Origin of the sequence: Nocardia sp. NPDC058480 (assembly GCF_042720495.1) — a bacterium.
GTDB lineage: Bacteria > Actinomycetota > Actinomycetes > Mycobacteriales > Mycobacteriaceae > Nocardia.
Genome location: NZ_JBHXMN010000004.1, coordinates 400,153 through 418,749, shown reverse-complemented (window position 1 = coordinate 418,749; position 18,597 = coordinate 400,153). Strand labels below are relative to the sequence as shown.

The 18,597-nt window shown below is 69.1% G+C and carries 19 protein-coding genes; 10 read left to right on the top strand and 9 right to left on the bottom strand.

Going from position 1 to position 18,597, the window contains the following annotated elements:
- The 5 genes from ACFWO8_RS13625 (at position 1) to ACFWO8_RS13605 (ending at position 5,282) form a co-directional block, all read left to right on the top strand.
- Positions 1-1,035 (top strand): MCE family protein, encoded by a 1,035-nt coding sequence (locus tag ACFWO8_RS13625; RefSeq protein WP_378949777.1) that lies wholly within the window; start codon positions 1-3, stop codon positions 1,033-1,035.
- Positions 1,032-2,282, top strand: coding sequence for an MCE family protein (locus ACFWO8_RS13620; protein WP_378949479.1), 1,251 nt, complete (start codon positions 1,032-1,034; stop codon positions 2,280-2,282). The genes ACFWO8_RS13625 and ACFWO8_RS13620 overlap by 4 nt, the downstream gene beginning before the upstream one ends.
- On the top strand, positions 2,279-3,418 hold the full coding sequence (locus ACFWO8_RS13615) for an MCE family protein (RefSeq protein ID WP_378949476.1): 1,140 nt from the start codon (positions 2,279-2,281) through the stop codon (positions 3,416-3,418). The genes ACFWO8_RS13620 and ACFWO8_RS13615 overlap by 4 nt, the downstream gene beginning before the upstream one ends.
- On the top strand, positions 3,418-4,860 hold the full coding sequence (locus ACFWO8_RS13610; protein WP_378949473.1) for an MCE family protein: 1,443 nt from the start codon (positions 3,418-3,420) through the stop codon (positions 4,858-4,860). Before ACFWO8_RS13615 ends, ACFWO8_RS13610 begins: the two co-directional genes overlap by 1 nt.
- A gap of 98 nt (positions 4,861-4,958) precedes the next feature.
- Positions 4,959-5,282, top strand: coding sequence for a hypothetical protein (locus ACFWO8_RS13605; protein ID WP_378949470.1), 324 nt, complete (start codon positions 4,959-4,961; stop codon positions 5,280-5,282).
- On the opposite strand, the gene ACFWO8_RS13600 is transcribed toward ACFWO8_RS13605, so the two are convergent.
- Positions 5,283-6,884 carry an FAD-dependent oxidoreductase gene (locus ACFWO8_RS13600; RefSeq protein ID WP_378949775.1) on the bottom strand — a complete coding sequence of 534 codons (1,602 nt, stop codon included), beginning with the start codon at positions 6,882-6,884 and terminating at the stop codon, positions 5,283-5,285.
- A 108-nt stretch (positions 6,885-6,992) separates the two neighbouring features.
- On the opposite strand from ACFWO8_RS13600, the gene ACFWO8_RS13595 reads away from it, so the two are divergent.
- Both ACFWO8_RS13595 and ACFWO8_RS13590 read left to right on the top strand, forming a co-directional pair.
- Entirely contained in the window at positions 6,993-7,985 is a 993-nt protein-coding gene (locus tag ACFWO8_RS13595) for an acyl-CoA dehydrogenase family protein (protein WP_378949467.1), read from the top strand.
- Positions 7,969-9,144 carry an acyl-CoA dehydrogenase family protein gene (locus ACFWO8_RS13590; protein WP_378949464.1) on the top strand — a complete coding sequence of 392 codons (1,176 nt, stop codon included), beginning with the start codon at positions 7,969-7,971 and terminating at the stop codon, positions 9,142-9,144. Before ACFWO8_RS13595 ends, ACFWO8_RS13590 begins: the two co-directional genes overlap by 17 nt.
- Before the next feature lie 26 nt (positions 9,145-9,170).
- Here the strand turns inward: ACFWO8_RS13590 and ACFWO8_RS13585 are convergent, their stop codons facing one another.
- The 3 genes from ACFWO8_RS13585 to ACFWO8_RS13575 form a co-directional block, all read right to left on the bottom strand.
- A complete protein-coding gene (locus tag ACFWO8_RS13585) occupies positions 9,171-9,704 on the bottom strand; it encodes a uridine kinase (protein WP_378949461.1) in 534 nt (177 codons plus the stop codon).
- A 66-nt stretch (positions 9,705-9,770) separates the two neighbouring features.
- Positions 9,771-9,962 carry a ferredoxin gene (locus ACFWO8_RS13580; RefSeq protein ID WP_378949458.1) on the bottom strand — a complete coding sequence of 64 codons (192 nt, stop codon included), beginning with the start codon at positions 9,960-9,962 and terminating at the stop codon, positions 9,771-9,773.
- Positions 9,959-10,180: a ferredoxin gene (locus ACFWO8_RS13575; RefSeq protein ID WP_378949454.1), complete on the bottom strand. Its 222-nt coding sequence runs from the start codon at positions 10,178-10,180 to the stop codon at positions 9,959-9,961. Before ACFWO8_RS13575 ends, ACFWO8_RS13580 begins: the two co-directional genes overlap by 4 nt.
- 168 nt (positions 10,181-10,348) lie before the next feature.
- Between ACFWO8_RS13575 and ACFWO8_RS13570 the strand changes: the two genes are divergently transcribed.
- Positions 10,349-10,792: a hypothetical protein gene (locus ACFWO8_RS13570; RefSeq protein ID WP_378949451.1), complete on the top strand. Its 444-nt coding sequence runs from the start codon at positions 10,349-10,351 to the stop codon at positions 10,790-10,792.
- A gap of 17 nt (positions 10,793-10,809) precedes the next feature.
- Here ACFWO8_RS13570 and ACFWO8_RS13565 read toward each other — a convergent pair whose 3' ends face one another.
- Genes ACFWO8_RS13565 through ACFWO8_RS13545 form a run of 5 tightly spaced genes read right to left on the bottom strand, consistent with a single transcriptional unit; the run spans position 10,810 to position 15,718 of the window.
- Entirely contained in the window at positions 10,810-11,679 is an 870-nt protein-coding gene (locus tag ACFWO8_RS13565) for an alpha/beta fold hydrolase (protein ID WP_378949448.1), read from the bottom strand.
- An 11-nt stretch (positions 11,680-11,690) separates the two neighbouring features.
- Entirely contained in the window at positions 11,691-12,095 is a 405-nt protein-coding gene (locus ACFWO8_RS13560; protein ID WP_378949444.1) for a Rieske (2Fe-2S) protein, read from the bottom strand.
- A gap of 1 nt (position 12,096) precedes the next feature.
- Complete coding sequence (locus ACFWO8_RS13555) at positions 12,097-13,242, bottom strand: amidohydrolase family protein (protein ID WP_378949441.1); 1,146 nt, start codon at positions 13,240-13,242, stop codon at positions 12,097-12,099.
- Positions 13,243-13,259: 17 nt separating this feature from the next.
- The gene (locus ACFWO8_RS13550) at positions 13,260-14,357 is read right to left on the bottom strand and encodes an amidohydrolase family protein (RefSeq protein ID WP_378949438.1); all 1,098 of its coding nucleotides are present in this window, start codon (positions 14,355-14,357) and stop codon (positions 13,260-13,262) included.
- On the bottom strand, positions 14,357-15,718 hold the full coding sequence (locus ACFWO8_RS13545; RefSeq protein ID WP_378949435.1) for a cytochrome P450: 1,362 nt from the start codon (positions 15,716-15,718) through the stop codon (positions 14,357-14,359). Before ACFWO8_RS13545 ends, ACFWO8_RS13550 begins: the two co-directional genes overlap by 1 nt.
- A 333-nt stretch (positions 15,719-16,051) precedes the next feature.
- Between ACFWO8_RS13545 and ACFWO8_RS13540 the strand changes: the two genes are divergently transcribed.
- Together ACFWO8_RS13540 and ACFWO8_RS13535 are read left to right on the top strand one after the other, a co-directional pair.
- Positions 16,052-17,695, top strand: coding sequence for an FAD-dependent oxidoreductase (locus ACFWO8_RS13540; RefSeq protein ID WP_378949432.1), 1,644 nt, complete (start codon positions 16,052-16,054; stop codon positions 17,693-17,695).
- Positions 17,696-17,733: 38 nt separating this feature from the next.
- On the top strand, positions 17,734-18,597 hold the full coding sequence (locus ACFWO8_RS13535) for an alpha/beta fold hydrolase (protein ID WP_378949429.1): 864 nt from the start codon (positions 17,734-17,736) through the stop codon (positions 18,595-18,597).

The following is an 18,597-nucleotide window of genomic DNA, read 5'->3' as shown; positions in this document are numbered from 1 at the left end:
ATGGCACAGTATCGCGGTGCGCACCTGGCGCTGCCGGGCGTGATCGGTCTCATGCTGGCCGTGTGCGTGATCGCCATCGGTCTGCAATCCCACCAGTTCATCCTGCTGGCGACCACTGTCCGCTACGGCGCGGTCTTCCAGGAGGCCGGTGGGTTGGCGGTGGGCGATGAGGTGGTCCTGTCCGGGGTCACCGTCGGCCAGGTCGTCGGGGTGCGCCTCGACGACGGTGACGCCCGGGTCGACTTCGCCGTCAAGGACGCCATCGTGCTCGGCGCCGAGACCGAGGCAAGGATCAAAACCGGCTCGCTGCTCGGTCAGCGAATACTCGAACTCACCTCGCGCGGCGACGCCACCCTGCGGCCGAACCGGGTGATCCCGGTGGAACAGACCTCCTCGCCCTATTCGCTGACCGACGCCGTGGGCGACCTGACCACCAATGTGCGCGAGATCGACACCGCGGCCCTCGACCGTTCGCTGACCCTGCTCGCGCAGACTCTCGACCAGATCGCCCCGCACCTCGGCCCCGCGCTGACCGGGCTCACCGACGTGTCCCGGTCGGTCAACAGCCGTGACCAGTCGCTGCGCGGGCTGCTCGCCGCCACCGCCGAGGTGTCGGGCATCATCGGCGAACGCAGCAGCAGGCTGAACACGATGCTGCTGGACGCGAATTCACTGCTGCAGGTCCTTGCCCAGCGACGGCAGGCGATCGTGGATCTGCTCGCGAACGTCTCGGCCGTGGCCACCCAGCTGTCGGGGGTGGTGGCCGACAACGAAGCCGAACTCGCGCCGACGCTGGACCGGCTCAACTCAATCGTGGCCATGCTCGAAAAGAACCGCGACAATATCGCGGCCGCGCTGCCCGGCCTGGCGAAAGTCTCACTGACACAAGGCGAAGCGGTCTCCGGCGGCCCGTTCTACAACGCGTTCGTGGTGAACCTGCTCGACGGCCATCTGCTCCAGCCCTTCATCGATCAGGCCTTCGGCGTGCAGCCGCCGAGCCAGATCCCGGTGCCGACGCCGGCGGCTCCCCGATGACCCGCCGCGATGTCCTGCGCGTCGGCGCCGCCCTGGTCGTGGTCGTGGCGCTGCTCGCGGGCGGTCTGGTCGGCTGGCGAGAGCTGTTCGGGCCGTACACCGTTCGGGCGGTATTCACGTCCGCCACCGCGATCTACCCCGGCGACGACGTCCGGGTGTCCGGGGTGAAGGTGGGTTCGATCGTGTCGATCGAACCGCACGGCACCAGCACCGAACTGGTGCTCGAGGTCGACCGCGAGGTGCCGGTACCCGCCGACGCCCGCGCGGTGATCATCGCGCAGAGCCTGGTCGACTCCCGCTACGTGCAGCTCACCCCCGCCTACCGCGACACCGGCCCGCGGCTGGCACACGGCGCGACGATTCCGCTGGAACGCACCGCGGTACCGGTCGAATGGGACGAGATCAAAACCCAGCTCACCCGCCTGGCCACCGATCTCGGCCCGGGCCACGAGCTCTCGTCCAGTTCGCTCGGGCAGTTCGTCGACAGCGCCGCGAACGCGATGGAGGGCAACGGCGACACGCTGCGCCAGGCACTCACCGAGCTGTCCGGGATCGGGCGGATCCTCGCCGACGGCAGCGGCGACATCGTCGCGATCGTCCGCAATCTCCAGCGTTTCGTGACCGCCCTGCGCGACAGCAATGTCCAGGTCGTCGAATTCCAGAACCGGCTGGCCTCGCTGACCAGCGTGCTCGACGACAGCCGGACCGTCTTGGACTCCGCCCTCACCGAACTCGCGCACGCGGTCACCGAGGTGCAGCGTTTCGTGCGGGCCAACCGCGACCGGGCCGGACAGCAGTTGCAGGGACTCGTGAACGTCACGCAGAACCTCGTCGACCATCGCGACGATCTCGAACAGTTGCTGCACATCTTCCCGACGAGCATGGCCAACTTCTACAACATCTACAACCCGGACACCGGCACGGAAGCGGGCGTGTTCGGGCTCAACAACTTCTCCAACCCGGTGCAGCTGGTGTGCTCGGCGATCGCGGCTATCGAGAACACCACCTCGGCGGAGTCGGCCCAGAAATGCCACCAGTACCTCGGCCCGGTCCTGCCCCTGCTGAACACGGCCGAGCTGAACAACCTGCCGATCCCGATCACGCCGCTGCTCAGCCCGGCCGCCCAACCGGAGAACCTCATCTACACCGAACCCGACCTCGTGCCGCAGGCCGTCGGAGCGCCGGCGACCCCGGCGTCGCCGTTGCCGACGCTGGCCGAGATCCTGTTCCCGGGAGGACCCCGATGACCGCATGGACGCGAATCGCGCACCAGCGCAAGCGGATCGGCGCACTGGCCGCCGCGACCGTCCTGCTGACGCTGACCGGTTGTGGCTGGCAGGGCGTGAATTCGCTGCCGCTGCCCGGCGCGGAGGGTGGTTCAGGGTCGACGAGACTGTCGGTCGAGATCGCCGATGCCGGGACGCTGGTGGCCAATTCGCCGGTGCTGGTCGACGACGTGGTGGTCGGCAGCGTGCGCCGGATCCGGCTGGCAGGCTGGCACGCCGTGGTCGACGTCGATATCCGGCCCGAGACCACCGTGCCGGGCAACGTGGTCGCCACGATCGGCCAGACCAGCCTGCTCGGGTCCAGCCATCTCGCCCTCAATACCCCGAACGGTGGCGCCCCCGTCGGTGCGCTGGTGCCGGGCAGCACGATCGGGCTCAACCAGGCCTCGACCTATCCGTCGACCGAGCAGACCCTGGCCTCGCTGTCGGTGGTGCTCAACGGCGGCGGACTCGGTCAGCTCGATGACATCGTCTCCGGCCTCGGCGATGCCTTCGACGGCCGTCAGCAGCAGATCGGCACCCTGATCACCCGGCTGGACACCGTCATGGGCACGCTCGCCGACCAGCGCGACGACATCGTCGCCGCCATCCACGGCCTCGAACGGTTGTCCGCCACCTTCGCCGGCCAGCGTGATGTGCTCACCGACGCACTGCGGGAACTGCCCGCCGCCCTCGATGTGCTGCTGGCCGAACAGCCCGCCCTGACCACCGCGCTGGACCGGCTGCGGGTCTTCAGCGACACCGCGAATTCGGTGGTGACCGAGGTGCAGTCGGATCTGGTGACCAACCTGCGCAATCTCGAACCGACCCTGCGCGCGCTCGCCGACGTCGGCCCGCGCATCGACGCCGCGCTGGCCTACGCCACGGTGTATCCCTACGGGCAGTCGGTGATCGATCGTGCGGTGCGCGGCGACTATCTCAATCTGCACGCCACGGTCGACCTCACCGTGCCGCGCCTGCGCCGGGAGCTGCTGCTCGGGACACCGTGGGGTGACCCGACCGCCGTCGTCCAAGCGGCCGTGGGCGATCCCGGCTATGCCCGGCCGACGACCAACCCGCTCGGGGTCGGCGTGGAACCTGTTCCGGGAGAACGCTGATGCTGCTGTCGAGACTCGTCCGCGCCCAGCTGGTGATGTTCGCGGTGCTGTCGGTGATCGGGTTGACGCTGATGCTGACGGTGTACGTGCGCCTGCCCGCGCTGCTGGGGGTCGGCACGCACACCGTGTACCTCGAACTGCCCGAATCCGGTGGCCTGTACCGGTTCGGCAATGTCACCTATCGCGGCGTGCAGGTCGGCAAGGTGACCGCCGTCGAGCTGACCGCGACCGGGGTCAGGGCGACCATGACCGTGGATGCCGGGCGGCCGATTCCGGCCGATCTCGAGGCGCAGGTGCGCAGTGTTTCGGCGGTGGGGGAGCAGTACGTCGACCTGCGGCCACGCACCGACGCCGGTCCCTACCTGCGGGACGGGTCGGTGATAACCGCCGCCGACGCGACCGTGCCCCAGCAGGTCGGTCCGATGCTGGACCGGCTCAGCGCCCTGGTCGGGACCATTCCCGTCGAACGGCTGCACGACCTGCTCGACCGGTTGTTCCAGGGTGTCAACGGCGCAGGACCGGAACTGGACTCGCTGCTCGCCTCGGCCGCGACCATCACGAAAAGCCTGAACTCCGTGTCGGATTCGACCGCGACGCTGATCACCGACAGTGTGCCGCTGCTGGACGCGCAGGCCCGAACCACCGATGCCATCCAGGTGTGGACGCGCAGTCTGGCCGGTGTCACCGGACAGCTCGTCGCCGACGATCCGCAGGTCCGGTCGCTGCTACAGACCGGCCCCGGCTTCGCGAACGAGGTCGGCGCGCTGTTCGAGTCCGTCGAGCTGACGCTGCCGGTACTGCTGGCGAACCTCACCTCGATCGGGCAGCTGGCGGTGACCTACAACGCGGGCCTCGAACAGATCCTGGTCCTGCTGCCACCGTCGATCTCGATGATCCAGGCGGTCCAGCCCTCCCGGAACGCCTCGGGCCTCGGCCTGGGTGACTTCCGCTTCGGCAACCTGTCCGATCCGGTGACCTGCACCGTCGGCTTCCTGCCGCCTGCTCTCTGGCGTTCCCCGGAGGACACCGAGACCATCGATACCCCCGACGGCATGTACTGCAAGCTGCCCCAGGACTCCGATATCGCGGTCCGCGGCGCCCGCAACATTCCGTGTGCCGCGCGCCCGGGCAAGCGGGCGGCCACGGCGGCGCTGTGCAACAGTGACGAGGAGTACGTCCCGCTGGCCACCACCCAGCCGGAAACCGGTCCCTATCCCCGTGATCCGGGCCTCGAGGAGCAGGGGGTGCCCTCGGATACCCGGCCGGTGCCGCAGCCGGGCGATCGGCCCGCCAACGCCGTGCCGTCGCGGATCGGGGCCGGACTGGCCGAATACGACCCGCGGACCGGCAACTACGTCGGTCCCGACGGCAAGCTGTACCGGCAGGGCGATCTCGCCGAGCCGCCCGCCGGGCAGTGGCAGCGACTGCTCCCGACGGGCTGACGAGCTCAGCGGTTCTGCCCTGGTCATGATCAACTCCTTGTGAGACGCTGGTTCTCGCAGTGCAAAATTTCAATTCTCGACCCTGAAGGGGAACGGCGATGGCCCGATCGAAGATGCTCGTGTTCTCGAATCCGACGGCAGGTCAGGAGGCCGAGTTCAACGAGTGGTACGACACCGTGCACCTCGGTGAGGTGCTCGCGGTCCCCGGCGTGGTGGCCGGCGAGCGCTACGGGCGGGTGCCCGCGCAGCTGCCGGGTGCCGGTTCCGCCGGGCAGAGCTACCTGGCCGTCTACGAACTCGACGACGACCCGGACAAGGTCGTCCAGGCCTTCCAGGAGCACGCGGCCTCGGGCAAGGTCGGGCTCAGCCCGGCGCTGGATCTCGCCTCCCTCGTCGTCACCGTGTGGCGGGCCCGCGAGTAACTAGGCCAGCAGCTGGGGTCGGCGGCGCGCGGTATCGAGGAGTTCGGCGACCGAGACGAGTTTGACCCGCGGGCGCGACCGCGCCGCCCCGCGTTCCCGCTCGGCGGCATCGATCGCGCGCCAGCCCGGCCAGTCCACCGGTGTCAGTCCCCGGTCGGTCATCAGCTCGAGCAAGGCCTGACGATCCGCGACGGGTCGATCCAGGTCGCCGTTCGAGTGATCGGCCAGCAGGCCCGCGACGGTCTCGGCGGCGCAGCCCCGATTGGTCCCGATGACACCGCGCGGTCCGCGCTTGATCCAGCCGGTCACATACACCCCGGGCACCGAGGCGCCGTCGGTGTCGACCACCCGGCCCTCGCGGTGCGGGACGGTGCCGGTGCGCGTGTCGTAGGGCAGGCCGTCGACAGGCCTGCCCCGATAGCCGATCGAACGGAAGACCAGGGTGGTCTCGATCGGCTCCGGATCGCCGCTCACCCGCAGTGCCTCGACGTGCTCGGTGCCGACCAATTCTGTTGGTGCGGCATGGAATCGGAAGACGATGCGCTTGTTGCCCGGCGTCGGTGGGCGGTCGGCGTATTCACGGGCCAGTTCCAGCTTCGCCGCGGTCTCGACGTCGTCGTCGGGATGTGGTGACAGATCCCCGGCCTCGATGACGACATCGACCCCGCCGAGATGGCCGAGCGCGCTGAACTCACCGACGGAGAAGGCCGCCTCGCGCGGCCCGCGCCTGCCCAGGATCACCACCTCTTCGATTCGCTGTGCCGACAAGGCCGCCAGCGCGTGGTCGGCGATATCGGTCGCGGCGAGCGCGGCCGGTGTGGCCAGCAGCATCCGGGCGACATCCAGTGCCACATTGCCGTTGCCGATCAGGACTGCCCGCCGGGTTGTCAGGTCGAATCGGTGGGCGGCGTGGTCGGGATGGCCGTTGTACCAGCCGACGAAATCGGCGGCGGCGTGATGTCCGGGCAGCTGCTCGCCGGGGATGCCGAGCTCACGGCTGTCCGGGGCGCCGACGGCGTAGATCACCGCGTGATGGTGGTCGAGCAGATCCCGGTGGGTCAGCGCGGCGCCGATCTCCACGGCGAGATGGCAGCCGAAACGCTCGGTGCGAAAGGCGTTGTCGAACATCCGGACCACCGATTTCGTGCGCTGATGGTCCGGCGCGACCCCGAATCGCACGAGACCGTAGGGCGTGGGTAACCGGTCGAACATGTCGACCTCGATGCCGTCGGCGCCGAGCAACTCGGTGGCCGCGTAGCAGGCCGCGGGACCGGCCCCGACGATCGCTACCCGCAGGGTGCCGTGCGCCACGGCGGCGCGCTGCGCCGGGGCCGTGATGTCGCCGACCTCGAGCGGATGTCGCCGGAAATAGGCGGCATTGAGCTCCCGGAACCGCTCCTGGTCCGGCGGCAGATCGTATTCGGAGTAGATCGCGTCGACCGGGCACTCGTCCGCGCACGCGCCGCAGTCGATGCAGGTCTCGGGATCGATGAACAGCATCTGGGTGCCGTCATCGCCCTCGCTCGGGCGGATGCAGTCCACCGGGCAGGCCGCGATGCACGAGGCGTCCTTGCAGCAGTTCTGGGTGATGACGTAGGCCACGGCGGTTCCTCGGAGTCTGGAAATCAGCTTCTTATCTGAAGAGTACATACTATCCTTGAAATAAGAATGACGTTCTCATCGTGGATGGGAGCAGAGGAGGCGGGTCGGATGTTGCTCGAGTTCGACGACGACCAGCGGTTGTGGCAGCACACCGTGCGCGAGGTCGTCGCGAAGCACTGTCCGCCCACACTGGTCCGGGCCGTCGCGGACCAGGGGGCGGACCCGGGGTCGCTGTGGAAGCGCTATGTCGAGCACGGCTGGACGGCGATGACCGATCAGGAGAACGCTGTCGAATTGACCATCGTGCACGAGGAGCTGGGCCGGGCCTGCGATCCGACGCCGTATCTGGCCACCACCAGCCAGTTCGCGCCGCTCGTGCCGCAGGCGCCCGCCGAGGTGGCCGGAGCCGCGGTGTTCGCCGGCATCACGCCCCGGCGCGAGGGTGCCGAGTGGGTGCTGCACGGCTCGGCCGAGGTGCTCGACGGTGATCGTGCCGAGTTGCTCGCCGTCGTCACCGGCGCGGGGGTCTTCGTGGTCGAGGCCGGACAGGTGCACACGCGCCGCTCGGCGATCTTCGATCCGGTCCTGCACCTGGCCACCGTCACCTTCGATCACGTGCGGGTCGCGGCCGACAGCGCCACCGGCGGTGACGTCGCGCGGGCCCGCGCGAGCGCGCTGACGGGGCTGGCCGCGACCATCGTCGGCGCGTGTCAGCGCGTGCTCGACCTGGTCGTGGCACACGTGCGCGAGCGCCACCAATTCGGTGCTCCCCTCGGCTCTTTCCAAGCGGTGGCACACAAAGCCGCCGATATGCACGTCGCCGTCGAGCGGGCACGCGCGCTCACCTACTGGGCCGCGCTGACCCTGGCCGAGGCCGACGAGCGCGCCGGGCTCGCGGCGGTCATGGCCAAGGCGGCCGCGGGCGAGTGCCAGGAACTGGTCTTCCGGCACGGACTGCAGTTGTTCGGCGCGATGGGCTACACGTGGGAGAACGACCTGCAGTTCGCGCTGAAGCGGGCCAAAGCGGGGGAGATGCTGCTCGGCGGAACTGACGAGCACCGGGCGACGATTGCGAGGCACTACCGTGCAGCTGCGCTTTGACCAGGACGTGGAGGACTTCCGCGCCGATCTGATCGCGTTCCTCGACGAGCACCTGCCCACCGATGCGGGCGCGGCGCCGCGTCCGCGCTCCAGCGCGCACCTGCCGGACTGGGCGCGCAGATGGCAGCGGGTGCAATTCGACGCGGGCTGGCTGGTGCCGGGATATCCGCCGGAGTTCGGCGGTCGCGACGCAGGCATCGTGCAGCAGTACGTGCACCGCGAGGAGCTGGCCCGGCGCGGCATCCACGAGAGCTTCAATCCGCAGGGTGTCGGCATCGTAGCCGCCTCGCTCATCACCTTCGGCACGCCCGAACAGCAACGGCGATGGGCGATTCCGGTGCTGCGCGGCGACCTCACCGCGGCGCTGGGCATGAGCGAGCCCGGCGCGGGCTCGGATCTGGCCGGGCTGAGCACGCGGGCCGTCCGCGACGGCGACCACTTCGTCGTCACCGGTCAGAAGGTGTGGACCTCGGGTGCCCACGACGCCGACGTCCTGCTGGCCTTCGTGCGTACCGACCCGGACGCGCCGAAACACCGTGGCATCTCGGCGATCCTGATCCCCACCGACCTGCCCGGAGTCGAGCGCAGACCGTTCGCCTCGGTGGCCGACCCCGACGACCTGGACTTCAACGAGGTGTTCTTCACCGAGGTCCGGGTGCCCGCGGCGAACATCGTGGGCGAGGTGGACCAGGGCTGGCGGGTCGCCAACGGCTCACTCGGCCACGAACGCACCCTGCTCTGGCTCAGTTTCGCCAGCAGACTCGACGGCCTGCTCGCCGACTTCCACCCGGCGACCCCGCTCGACGCCGACCGTTACGCCACGCTCGCCCTCGACGCCCAAGCCCTTCGCCTGCTGGGTTCCCGGGCACTGGCCGGTGCCGCCCGCGGCGAGGACGACGTCGCGGGCCTGTCGGTACTGAAACTGCTCGGCTCCGAAGCAGTGCAGGCCGGCGCGTCCGCCGCGCTGACCGCAGCGGGCCCCCGTGGCCTGATCCATCCCGACGTCACCGCGCGCTACAGCCCACTGAGCCTGGAGGAATCGGCACCGGGCTGGTTCGAACGCTACGTCCGCACCTTCGCAGGCACGATCGCCGGCGGCACCTCCGAGATCCAGCGCACCATCATCGCCGAACGCGTCCTCGGCCTGCCCCGGCGCTGAATCCCGGCGCCGCGGCATTTTTGGCGTCACTGCCCGCTGACGATCACATCCGCGTGCTCGCGCGTTCCGTCAGCGGCGAAGTGGGTGTCCTCAGCTCCCATCCAGCGCTGCCACAACGCGAGCGAGTCCTGCCCGTCGCGTGCGAGCCCGCGTGCGAGCCGGACGGCAGCGGAGGTCTCGACCCAGACCGACAGTGACAACCGATTGCGCACCGCGGCCCGAGCCGAGGACACCCCTTCGAGGATCAGCACGTTGGGTGGTTCGATGTCGTGCCACTCCGCCAGTGTCTTTGTTTGCCAGTCGTAGCGCTGGTAGCGGCCCGATCGTGCTATCGCGAGGGGAACCAGGACCTGTCGTTCGAGCCTGGGCCACCAGTCGAATTGGTTGTCCCACGAGGCGAAGTCATCGGTGTGCAGGAGCGTGGCGTCGCAGGCCATGGCGAGCTGTGTGGCGAGAGTGGACTTGCCGGCGCCGCCAGGCCCATCGACAGCGACCAGCTTGGTCGAACCGAGCCGCGGCTCACTGCGCGCCACCAAGGCGGCGATCTCCTCGATCTGCACGCGGGCCATTGTCGCCGATCTGAACCAGGGCGGCGTGCTGTGCCAGGTACTTCTTCCTCAGCGGGTCTACTCCACGACAGACAGGGCGGCGCGCGGGCACTGCGCGACCGCGTCCTTGATCAGGGTCGCGGTCTCGGCGCGCAGTACGGGGTCGCCGATGTGCAGGATGTCGTCCTCGTCCAGGGCGAAGATCGTCGGCGCGATGCCCATACAGACACCGTTGGCCTCGCAGATCTGTGGGTCCACTGCGACTCTCATGGTTGCTCCTCGTCGTGGTCGGGATCGGGTAGCTCGGTGATCGCGTGCACCGGGCAGTCCAGCAGTGCGCGGGTGACGGCGGGCTGATCGGCGGGATCGATGTCGCTGTCGCCGTCGAGGACGGCGTAACCCCAGTCGTCGAGCGGGAAGTGCGTGGGCGCGTGGCGGGCGCACACCCCGAAACCGTCGCAGACTGTGCGATCGAGGCGGACTCTCATGCTGGTACCGCCGTCTCGACGGCGAACGGGCGCAGCAGCCGTGGGACGCACCCGGCGTCGGACACTGCGAATGCCTCGGGGATCTGCTCCGAAATAGCCTGCATAACAACCGCTTTCGTTAGCCTAAGTCGAGTATGGGTGCGGGCCCGCGCGGTTAGGCTGGGTGACATGAGGACCGCCGTTGTGCGCATCGATGTGGACCCCACCCGGATACTGACCCCGGCACGGCGGGCAGCGGGGCTGCGCGCGCTGCGGGCCGATGCCATGCCGGGGCCGTGTGCGGATCCTGGTGCGGAGCTGCGGTTCCAGGTGGCCACCGACGACCCCGCCGTTGCGGTGCGCGACCTGGTTGACGCGTGCGCGCGGGCGTTCGGGACCGTGCCGGTGCCCGGCGCGGTGACCTTCGTCAGTCGCGGCACCGACGACGACGTGCACGGCGTGCTGGCAGGTTTCGGCCTCACCGGCGACGTCGGCCGGGCACTCGACGACGCCGGGTTCGACATCGTCACCGTGACCCTGCGCGAGGACGACCTGGTCCGGATCCCCGAGAGCCGGGTGCTGACCGCGCTCGAGGCGGCACTCAATGCCGAAGTGCGACTGCTGCTGCGGTGAGCCGACGCTGGGCTGTCTCATGGGCGGGCCAGGAACTCGGCGATCGCCGGTGCGGCCAGCACCCACGTGTCGAACAGGTTGAACCGGTCGACCCGGCCGGTGGCCCGATCCTCCATGGCTCGCTCCCAGGCATCCTCCGGCCACGGCGGATCGATCAGCTCCGCGCCCTCGATCAGGCAGGAGATCTCGAGCGAAGTGCGTCGCGGATGATCCAGATCCTTGGCGCCGCCGCGAATGATCAAGGTGGGCACTTGGATCCGGTCGAACAGGTCGTCGTCGACACCCGGCACGGTCTGCCCCGGCTTCTGCACGTAGGCGTTGAGCCAGCGCAGCGACAGCGTCACGAATTCGTCGCGGTCGAGGGCCAGCAGCCGCTGCTCGTTGCCGGGGTTCTCGGCGACGCGCTCGCGCCACTCCCGCAGTTTCAGCAGCCCGGGAATCCCGGAGCCACGGACCACCTGCAGGCTCGGCAGGATGTAGTGCGCGCCGAGATTGAACAGGCCGTAGGTCCCGCCGACGATGTTCCACAGCACCAGCCCGGTGACCAGCTCGGGATACTCGATCGCGGTCAGCAGCGAATCCCGGGCACCGCCCGACCCGCCCGCCAGCACACACGGACCAAGGTCCAGCTCGGTGAGCAGACCCGCGAGCGTCTGCGCCCGCATATGGGATTCGCTCACCCCGTAGAACTGGACGTCGGAGGCCCCGCAGTTGGGCCGGTCCCACAGCAGCACGGTGTGCCCGTGCTCGACCAAGGCTTCGGCCAGCGGCCGCAGTCCTGGAATATCCATCCCGAACCGGCCGCCCGGCGTCAGCACCACGAATGTGCCTGTCGTACCGAGGATCTCGTAGACGACCCGGCCGCCGTTCACCGTCACAGCGGGCATGGCAGGTCCGCTCAGGCCTGGACGACGACGGTGCCGTCGACCACACGCACCGGGTAGGTCCGGATGCTCCACTCGGGCTTGACCACCGTGGTCCCGGTGGCCAGCTCGAAGCCCCACTGGTGCCACGGGCAGTAGAGGATCTCGTTGTCGCGCACCATCACCGCGTCGCCGGGGACGCTCTCGTCCACCACGGTCCGCCCCCTCGTCCGCCCGGAGCACAGCGGACCGCCTTCGTGCGGGCAATAGTTGGCGATGGCGTAGAAGGTGCCGCCGACGTTGTAGACCCCGACGCCGAACCGGCCGATCGGCACCACCTTCGACGACCCCGGCGGGAGCTCCTCGACGGTGGCGACCACGTGCTCGCGGCCCTGAGCCAGGCGCGGCTGCTCGCCGGGACTCGCGCTGTCCTGGGTCATCTCAGCGCCTCCGCCGTGAATCGGGCAGTGCCGGAACGAATTCCGGCAGGTGATAGGTCTCGATGCCGTTGCCGAACATCACCCGATCCCGGGCCGCCGCGGGCAGATGCTTGACCAGCCAGCGCGGATCGTCGAAGGTCCAGTGTGGGTAGTCCGAGGAGAACAGCAGGATCCGGCCCGCGTCCATCCATTCCAGCGCCCTGGTCAGCTCGGTCTTGTCCTCGGGATAGTCCAGCGGCTGGGTGGTGAAGCGGATGTGCTCCTTCACGTACTCCGACGGCTTGCGCCTGATCGTCATCCACTGCTTGCGCGAGGCGTAGATCGCGTCCATCCGCCACATCAGCGGCAGAATCCAGGTGAAGGCGTGCTCGACGAACACGAACCGCAGCGCGGGGAAACGGTCGAAGGTGCCGTCGAAGATCAGGCTCATGATCTGATTGGCCGCCAGCAGCGAGTAGCTGACCATGAAATCGTGGTTGTAGCTGGGGAATCCGACCGGCGACATGGGCATCGTCTCGAACGCGCCGCGCCCGAGATGGCAGCTCACCACCAGGTCGTGGCGCGTCGCCGCCGCCCAGATCGGGTCGTACTTCGGATCGCCCCAGGACGGCCGCGGTTCGGCCTTGAGCAGGATCTGCGCCATGTACGGATGCCCGGCCCACTGCTCGATCTCGGCGACCGCGCCGACCGGATCATCCACCGCGACACAGATCGACCCGCGCCACCGCTGATGCCAGTTGTTGACCGGATCGAGCCAGTGGTTGGCCTGCCAGTGATTGATGCCGGTGGCCATGGCCTGGGTCGCCTGCGGTAGCCGGGTGGCCCGCACGGTCGGTTCCAGGATGGCGATATCGGAGCCTGCCTCCACGATCAGCTGCCGGTAGGCCAGTTCGGGGTCGCTGCCCGGGAATTGGCCGTCGGCGGGGAACGCGTCGACGCGCATCGCGTAGGAATGCGCGTAGTCGGGCGCGTCGTAGATGATCGTGTCACCGACGCGGTGACTGAGGAAGTAGTCGCTGCGGTGCGGTTCGGGGATGTACTCGACGAGTTCGCCGCGGCGGGGCACCGGATGCACGTCGGAGTCGACGACTCGAACGGCGACCTGCTCGGGTGCGGCGGCACGCTGCTCGTGCTGGATCGGCGGCATACGCGTCCTTCCTGGAACTAGCTGGGCACCGCGGCGGCGGTGGGGACCTCGATGCCGTAGAGCCGGGCCGCGTTACGCCAGCAGAGCTTGTCGCGCTGCTCGGTTGTCAGGCCCGGCGACAAGGCGTCCAACTCGGTGGCCTGCCAGTGCGGGTAGCTCGAGCCGAACATCACCATGTCGTCCTTGCCGGTGAAACCCAGCCACTCGGCGGCGAACTCGGCGTCGGCGGGCGGGCCGTCGTGGCGGTCCTGGACGAAGAACACGTGGTCGGGCAGATACTCGCTCGGCATCCGCGGTGCCCACGGGGTCTGCTCGAGATGCGGCCTGCCGAAGGTGTCCATCCGCCAGCTGAACGGCGTCAGCAGATCCGCGCCGCCGTCGGCCCAGACGAACCGGAGCTCGGGAAACCGTTCGAAGACGCCCTCGGCGATCATGTTCAGCAGGTGATAGATGTAGTTGAGCGACATGAACCCCAGGTACTGCTCATAGGTCCGGGTGTGGCCCGAGGGCGTGGGCGGGAAGGCGATGCTCTCCCCGGTCTCGATGTGCACCGCCACCGGCAGCCCCGCCGCGGCGGCCGCCTCCCACAGCGGCCAGAACTGCGGTTTGCCGTAGAGCTCGCGTGACTGCAGCGGCACCCCGACCTGCACGATCGACCGATGCTGTCCGTAGCGGGCGATCTCGCGTAGGGCGCCGGGGATGTCCTCCGGGTTGACCCGCAAGGTGCCACGGAACCGGTGCCCGAATTCCTCGTGCTCGAGCCACCGGGTGACCAGCATGTCGTTGTGCGCGGCCAGCACCGCCGAGGTCAGATGCCGGTCGGGCAGGATGCCCCTGGTCATCGGATGCAGGACCGCCACATCCACGCCGCGGTCGGCGAACAGGTGCCCGGCGACCACGGCCGGGTCCGAGCCCGGTGCTCGACGGCCGGGACCCTGTGCGCCGGTGAGGTATTCGCCGCCCGGCGCCCCGTACCAGTCCAGATCCACATCGGGCACGCCCCGGCTCTTGAACGGCTCGCGCAGATGATCGCGCAGATCCCGGTTCGAGGCGAAGAAGATGTGCACGCTCGCATCGATGGACGGGGTGGTCGTGCCGTCGGCGTGGGTGCGCATCAGTCGATCCGGGCCATCTCGGGCCGCACCGTCACCGATGCCGCGAGCTGCTGCTCGTCGCAGATGATCTGGAGTTTGGCCAGGGTCTCGTCGAGGCCGGCACCCAGGCGCGGGCCCGGAGTGAAGGTGGCGGGCAGATTGCGCATGCCCTGGATGACGCCGATCGTGTCGTAATGCACGGTGCCGGCCGGATCACAGACGAAGTCGGGCATCCGGTCGAGTACTGCGGTGAGCATCGACTTGAACACCGTGCGCGCCACATTGGACCCGATGCAGCGGTGCACGCCGAGCCCGAAGCTGAAGTGCCGGTTGCCGCGCCGGTCCAGCACGATGTCGTCCGGATCGGGGAACACGGTGGCGTCGCGATTGGCCATCGCCCACGACAGCCAGAGCCGTTCGCCTTCTTTGAATTCGGTGCCCTCGATCTCGACGTCGGCCGAGATGGTGCGACCGTCGCCGGGCGCCGGGGTGAAGTAGCGCAGGAATTCCTCGGTCGCGGGCGCGAGCAGGGTCTCGCGGTCGCGGCTGAGCCGGGCGCGATCCTCGGGATTGGCCGACAGCCACTCGAGTGCGTGCGCGGTGAGCGCGGTGGTGGTGTCGAAACCGCCGCCGATGATCAAGCCGAGCATGCCGAGAAGTTCGAGATCGGGTGCGGGTTCGCCGTCGATGCGCAGTTCGGTGAGCGCCTCGAGCAGGCCGGGGCGCGGATGTTGTTTGACCTCGGCCAGACTCGTCAGCAGGTCGATGCCCATCGCGCGGTGCAGCTCGGCCACCCGCGCGGCGTCGGGGGAGTCCTCCGGGGTGTACACCGCGGCGTGCACCGGCTCGCTGTAGAGCGACCACTTCGTCAGCGGGATACCGAGCATGGCGAGCGTGAGCACCGCGGGCACGACATTGGCGAGGTCGTCGACGAAATCGATACGGCCCGACTCGATCTTCTCATCGAGCGCGGCCCGCACGATCTCGTCGATCACCGGTTCCCAGCGGCGCACCGCGGCCGGGGACAGGTACGGGTTGAGCACCTGCCGGTAGAGCCGGTGCTCGGGATCGTCCATCTCGAGAATCCCGCCGCGCACGAGTTGCGCGCGCTGGGCAGTGGGAATCGAGATGCCCTTGTACCCGTTGCGTTCGCCGTTGAGGTCGTGGTCGTTGGACACGTGCGGGCAGCGGGCGAGCTCGAAGACCGCGTCGGCCCCCGCCGCCACCCAGTGGCCGTCGTAGGTATCGGTCCAGGCGACCGGGCACTTGGCGTGCAGGTCGTGGGTGATCTCGGTGAAGCGGTGCCGGTATTCCGGGGTGTGCCGGTCGAAGTGGTATCGGTTCGCCTTGCGGTCCCGGTCGGCGGCATCGTCGATGCTCACGGATGCTCTCCTGTTCCAGCGCAGCTGTCGCGCGATCGGAGCGGCACGACAGGGAAGTCCGTGCAAGAACATCACTTGCCGGATAGGAGAACCGTACTCTTAACCGACGTTTCGCCGCAAGCGATAGCTCGCGATTGCTGCGTGGGCCCGCATCATCTGCGGTCGGCGAATCCGGGGTATGCGGCTCCGAGAGGGCTGCTCATTCACCAGATCTGCGAAAAGATTGCGGCGCCTGCCTTCGGAGAATAACATTCTCTTCACATGATAATTTGAATCTCGCCAGGTGCTGCCGCCCCTGGTCGGGTGACGGCGGCCGACAAGGAGAGCGGGACAGTGACTTCGCAGCAGGATCCGTCGACCGTCGCGTGGGACACCGAGGTCGATGTCGTCGTTCTCGGCAGCGGTGCGGCCGGCCTCACCGCGGCACTGAGCGCGGCGACCGCGGGCGCGTCGGTGGCGGTGTTCGAGAAGGCGCCGACCGTCGGCGGCACGAGCGCGGTCTCCGGCGGTATCGCCTGGATTCCCGCGCACGACCGGGCCGAGGGCGAACCGCTGACCGTCGCGGACGCGATGGCCTATCTGCGCGCGCAGTCCTTCGGCTCCATGGACGAGGACCTGGTGCGGACCTTTGTCGAAACCGGTGCGGCCACCATGGCTTTCGTCGAGGAACACAGCAGTGTGCGCTTCGAGATCGCCGACGGATTCCCCGACTACAAGCCCGAACTGCCCGGCGGTAAGCCGGGCGGCGGCCGGTCGCTGAGCCCGGTCGCCTTCGATCTGGCCGAGCTCGGCCCGTGGCGAGATCGCCTCACCACCTTCCCGGCCGACTGGAGCAATGTCGGCTTCGACGCCGAGACCAGGGCCCGACTGCACGCCTCGGTGGGCGAGGACAGCACCGCCGACCTGTGCGTAGCGGGCACCGCCCTGGTAGCCGGCCTGCTCGCGGGTGTACTCGCCGCGGGCGTGGTACCGCGCACCGGTGCCCGCGCGGTCGAGCTGATCGCCGCCGACGGCACCATCGCGGGCGTCCGGATCGCCACGGCGGCAGGCGATTCCACCGTGCGCGCCCGCCACGGCGTGATCCTGGCGACCGGCGGCTTCGAGTGGGACCCGGTCCTCACCCAGACCTACCTGCGCGGACCCATGCGCGGCCCGGTCTCACCGCCCAACAACACCGGCGACGGCCTGCGGATGGCCATGGCGCACGGCGCGGATCTGGGCACCATGAGCGAGGCCTGGTGGGTGCCGGTGGTGCAGATCCCCGGTGACACCATCGACGGTCATCCGCGCAGCCGCAGCGTCCGGCTCGAACGCACCAGACCGCGCAGCATCATGGTCAACCGGCACGGGCGTCGCTTCGTCAACGAGGCCGCGGAGTACAACTCGATGGCCGGTGCCTTCCACTACCTCGACCCGCGCGACGGTTACGTCAACGATCCCGGCTGGATCGTCTTCGACGCCGAACACTTGCGCCGCTACGGCTTCCTCGGTGTCGCACCGGGTGAGCCGGTGCCCGCCTGGTTCAACGAATCCGCTGACCTGGCCACCCTGGCCGCGCGCATCGAGGTCGATGCCGACGGCCTGGCCGCCACCGTGACCGGCTGGAACCGCGATGTCGCGACGGGCCACGATCCGGGCTTCGGCCGCGGCGCGAGCGCCTACGACGGTTGGTGGGGCGACCAGGACGCCACGACCGCGGTGGGCCGCACCCTCGGCCCGATCGATACCGGGCCCTACTACGCGGTCCCGGTGACGGTCGGTGCGATGGGCACCAAGGGCGGGCCGCGCACCGACCGCGACGGCCGGGTGCTGCACGTGGACGGCTCGGTCATCCCCGGGCTGTTCGCCGCGGGCAATGCCATGGCCGGGGTCACCGGGCGGGCCTACGGCGGCGCTGGCGGCACCATCGGCCCCGCCATGGTGTGGGGCCACCGGGCCGGGCACGCCGCGGCGACCGGCAAGCCGGTGGAGTGCTGAGCGCAGTGAACAGTCAACGGGCAGAGGGAGTGACGAAGTTGTCCGAGCACGAGAGCGTGTGGAGCGACCTGCAGGGCGTGCCGTTTACCCAGGGGTACCTCGATGTCGGCGGGGTACGCACCCGCTACCTGCACGCGGGCGCCGACGATCTGCCCACCCTGGTGCTGCTGCACGGGTCCGGCGGGCACGCGGAAGCCTACGTCCGCAATCTGGCCGCCCACGCCGCGCACTTCTCCACCTGGTCGATAGACATGCTCGGCCACGGTTACACCGGTAAACCCGGTCACGCACTCGAGATCGCGCACTACGTCGACCATCTCATGGCCTTCCTCGACACCATCGGGGTGCGGCAGGCGTCGCTGAGCGGCGAATCGCTGGGCGGCTGGGTGGCCGCGCGCGCCGCCATCGACCACCCCGACCGGGTCGACCGCCTGGTGCTCAACACCGCGGGTGGCTCCCAGGCCGACCCCGAGGTGATGCGCCGCATCGTCACCCTGTCGATGGCCGCGGCCGTCGAACCCACCTGGGAGACGGTGCAGGCACGGATCACCTGGCTGATGGCCGACAAGTCCAAGGACTACGCCGATCTGGTCGCCAGCAGGCAGCGCGTCTACCGGCAGCCGGGGTTCGCGGCCGCGATGCACGACATCATGGCGTTGCAGGATCCGGTGATTCGGGAGCGGAACCTGTTGGGGGAGAAGGAATACGGGCAGATCACCGCGCCCACCCTGGTGGTGTGGACCAGCCACGACCCGACCGCCGATGTGGCCGAGGGACGGCGGATGGCCTCGATGATCCCCGGTGCGCGGTTCGTGGTGATGCAGAACTGCGGGCACTGGCCGCAGTACGAGGACGCCGCGACCTTCGACGCCCTGCACCTCGACTTCCTGCTCGGGGCCTGA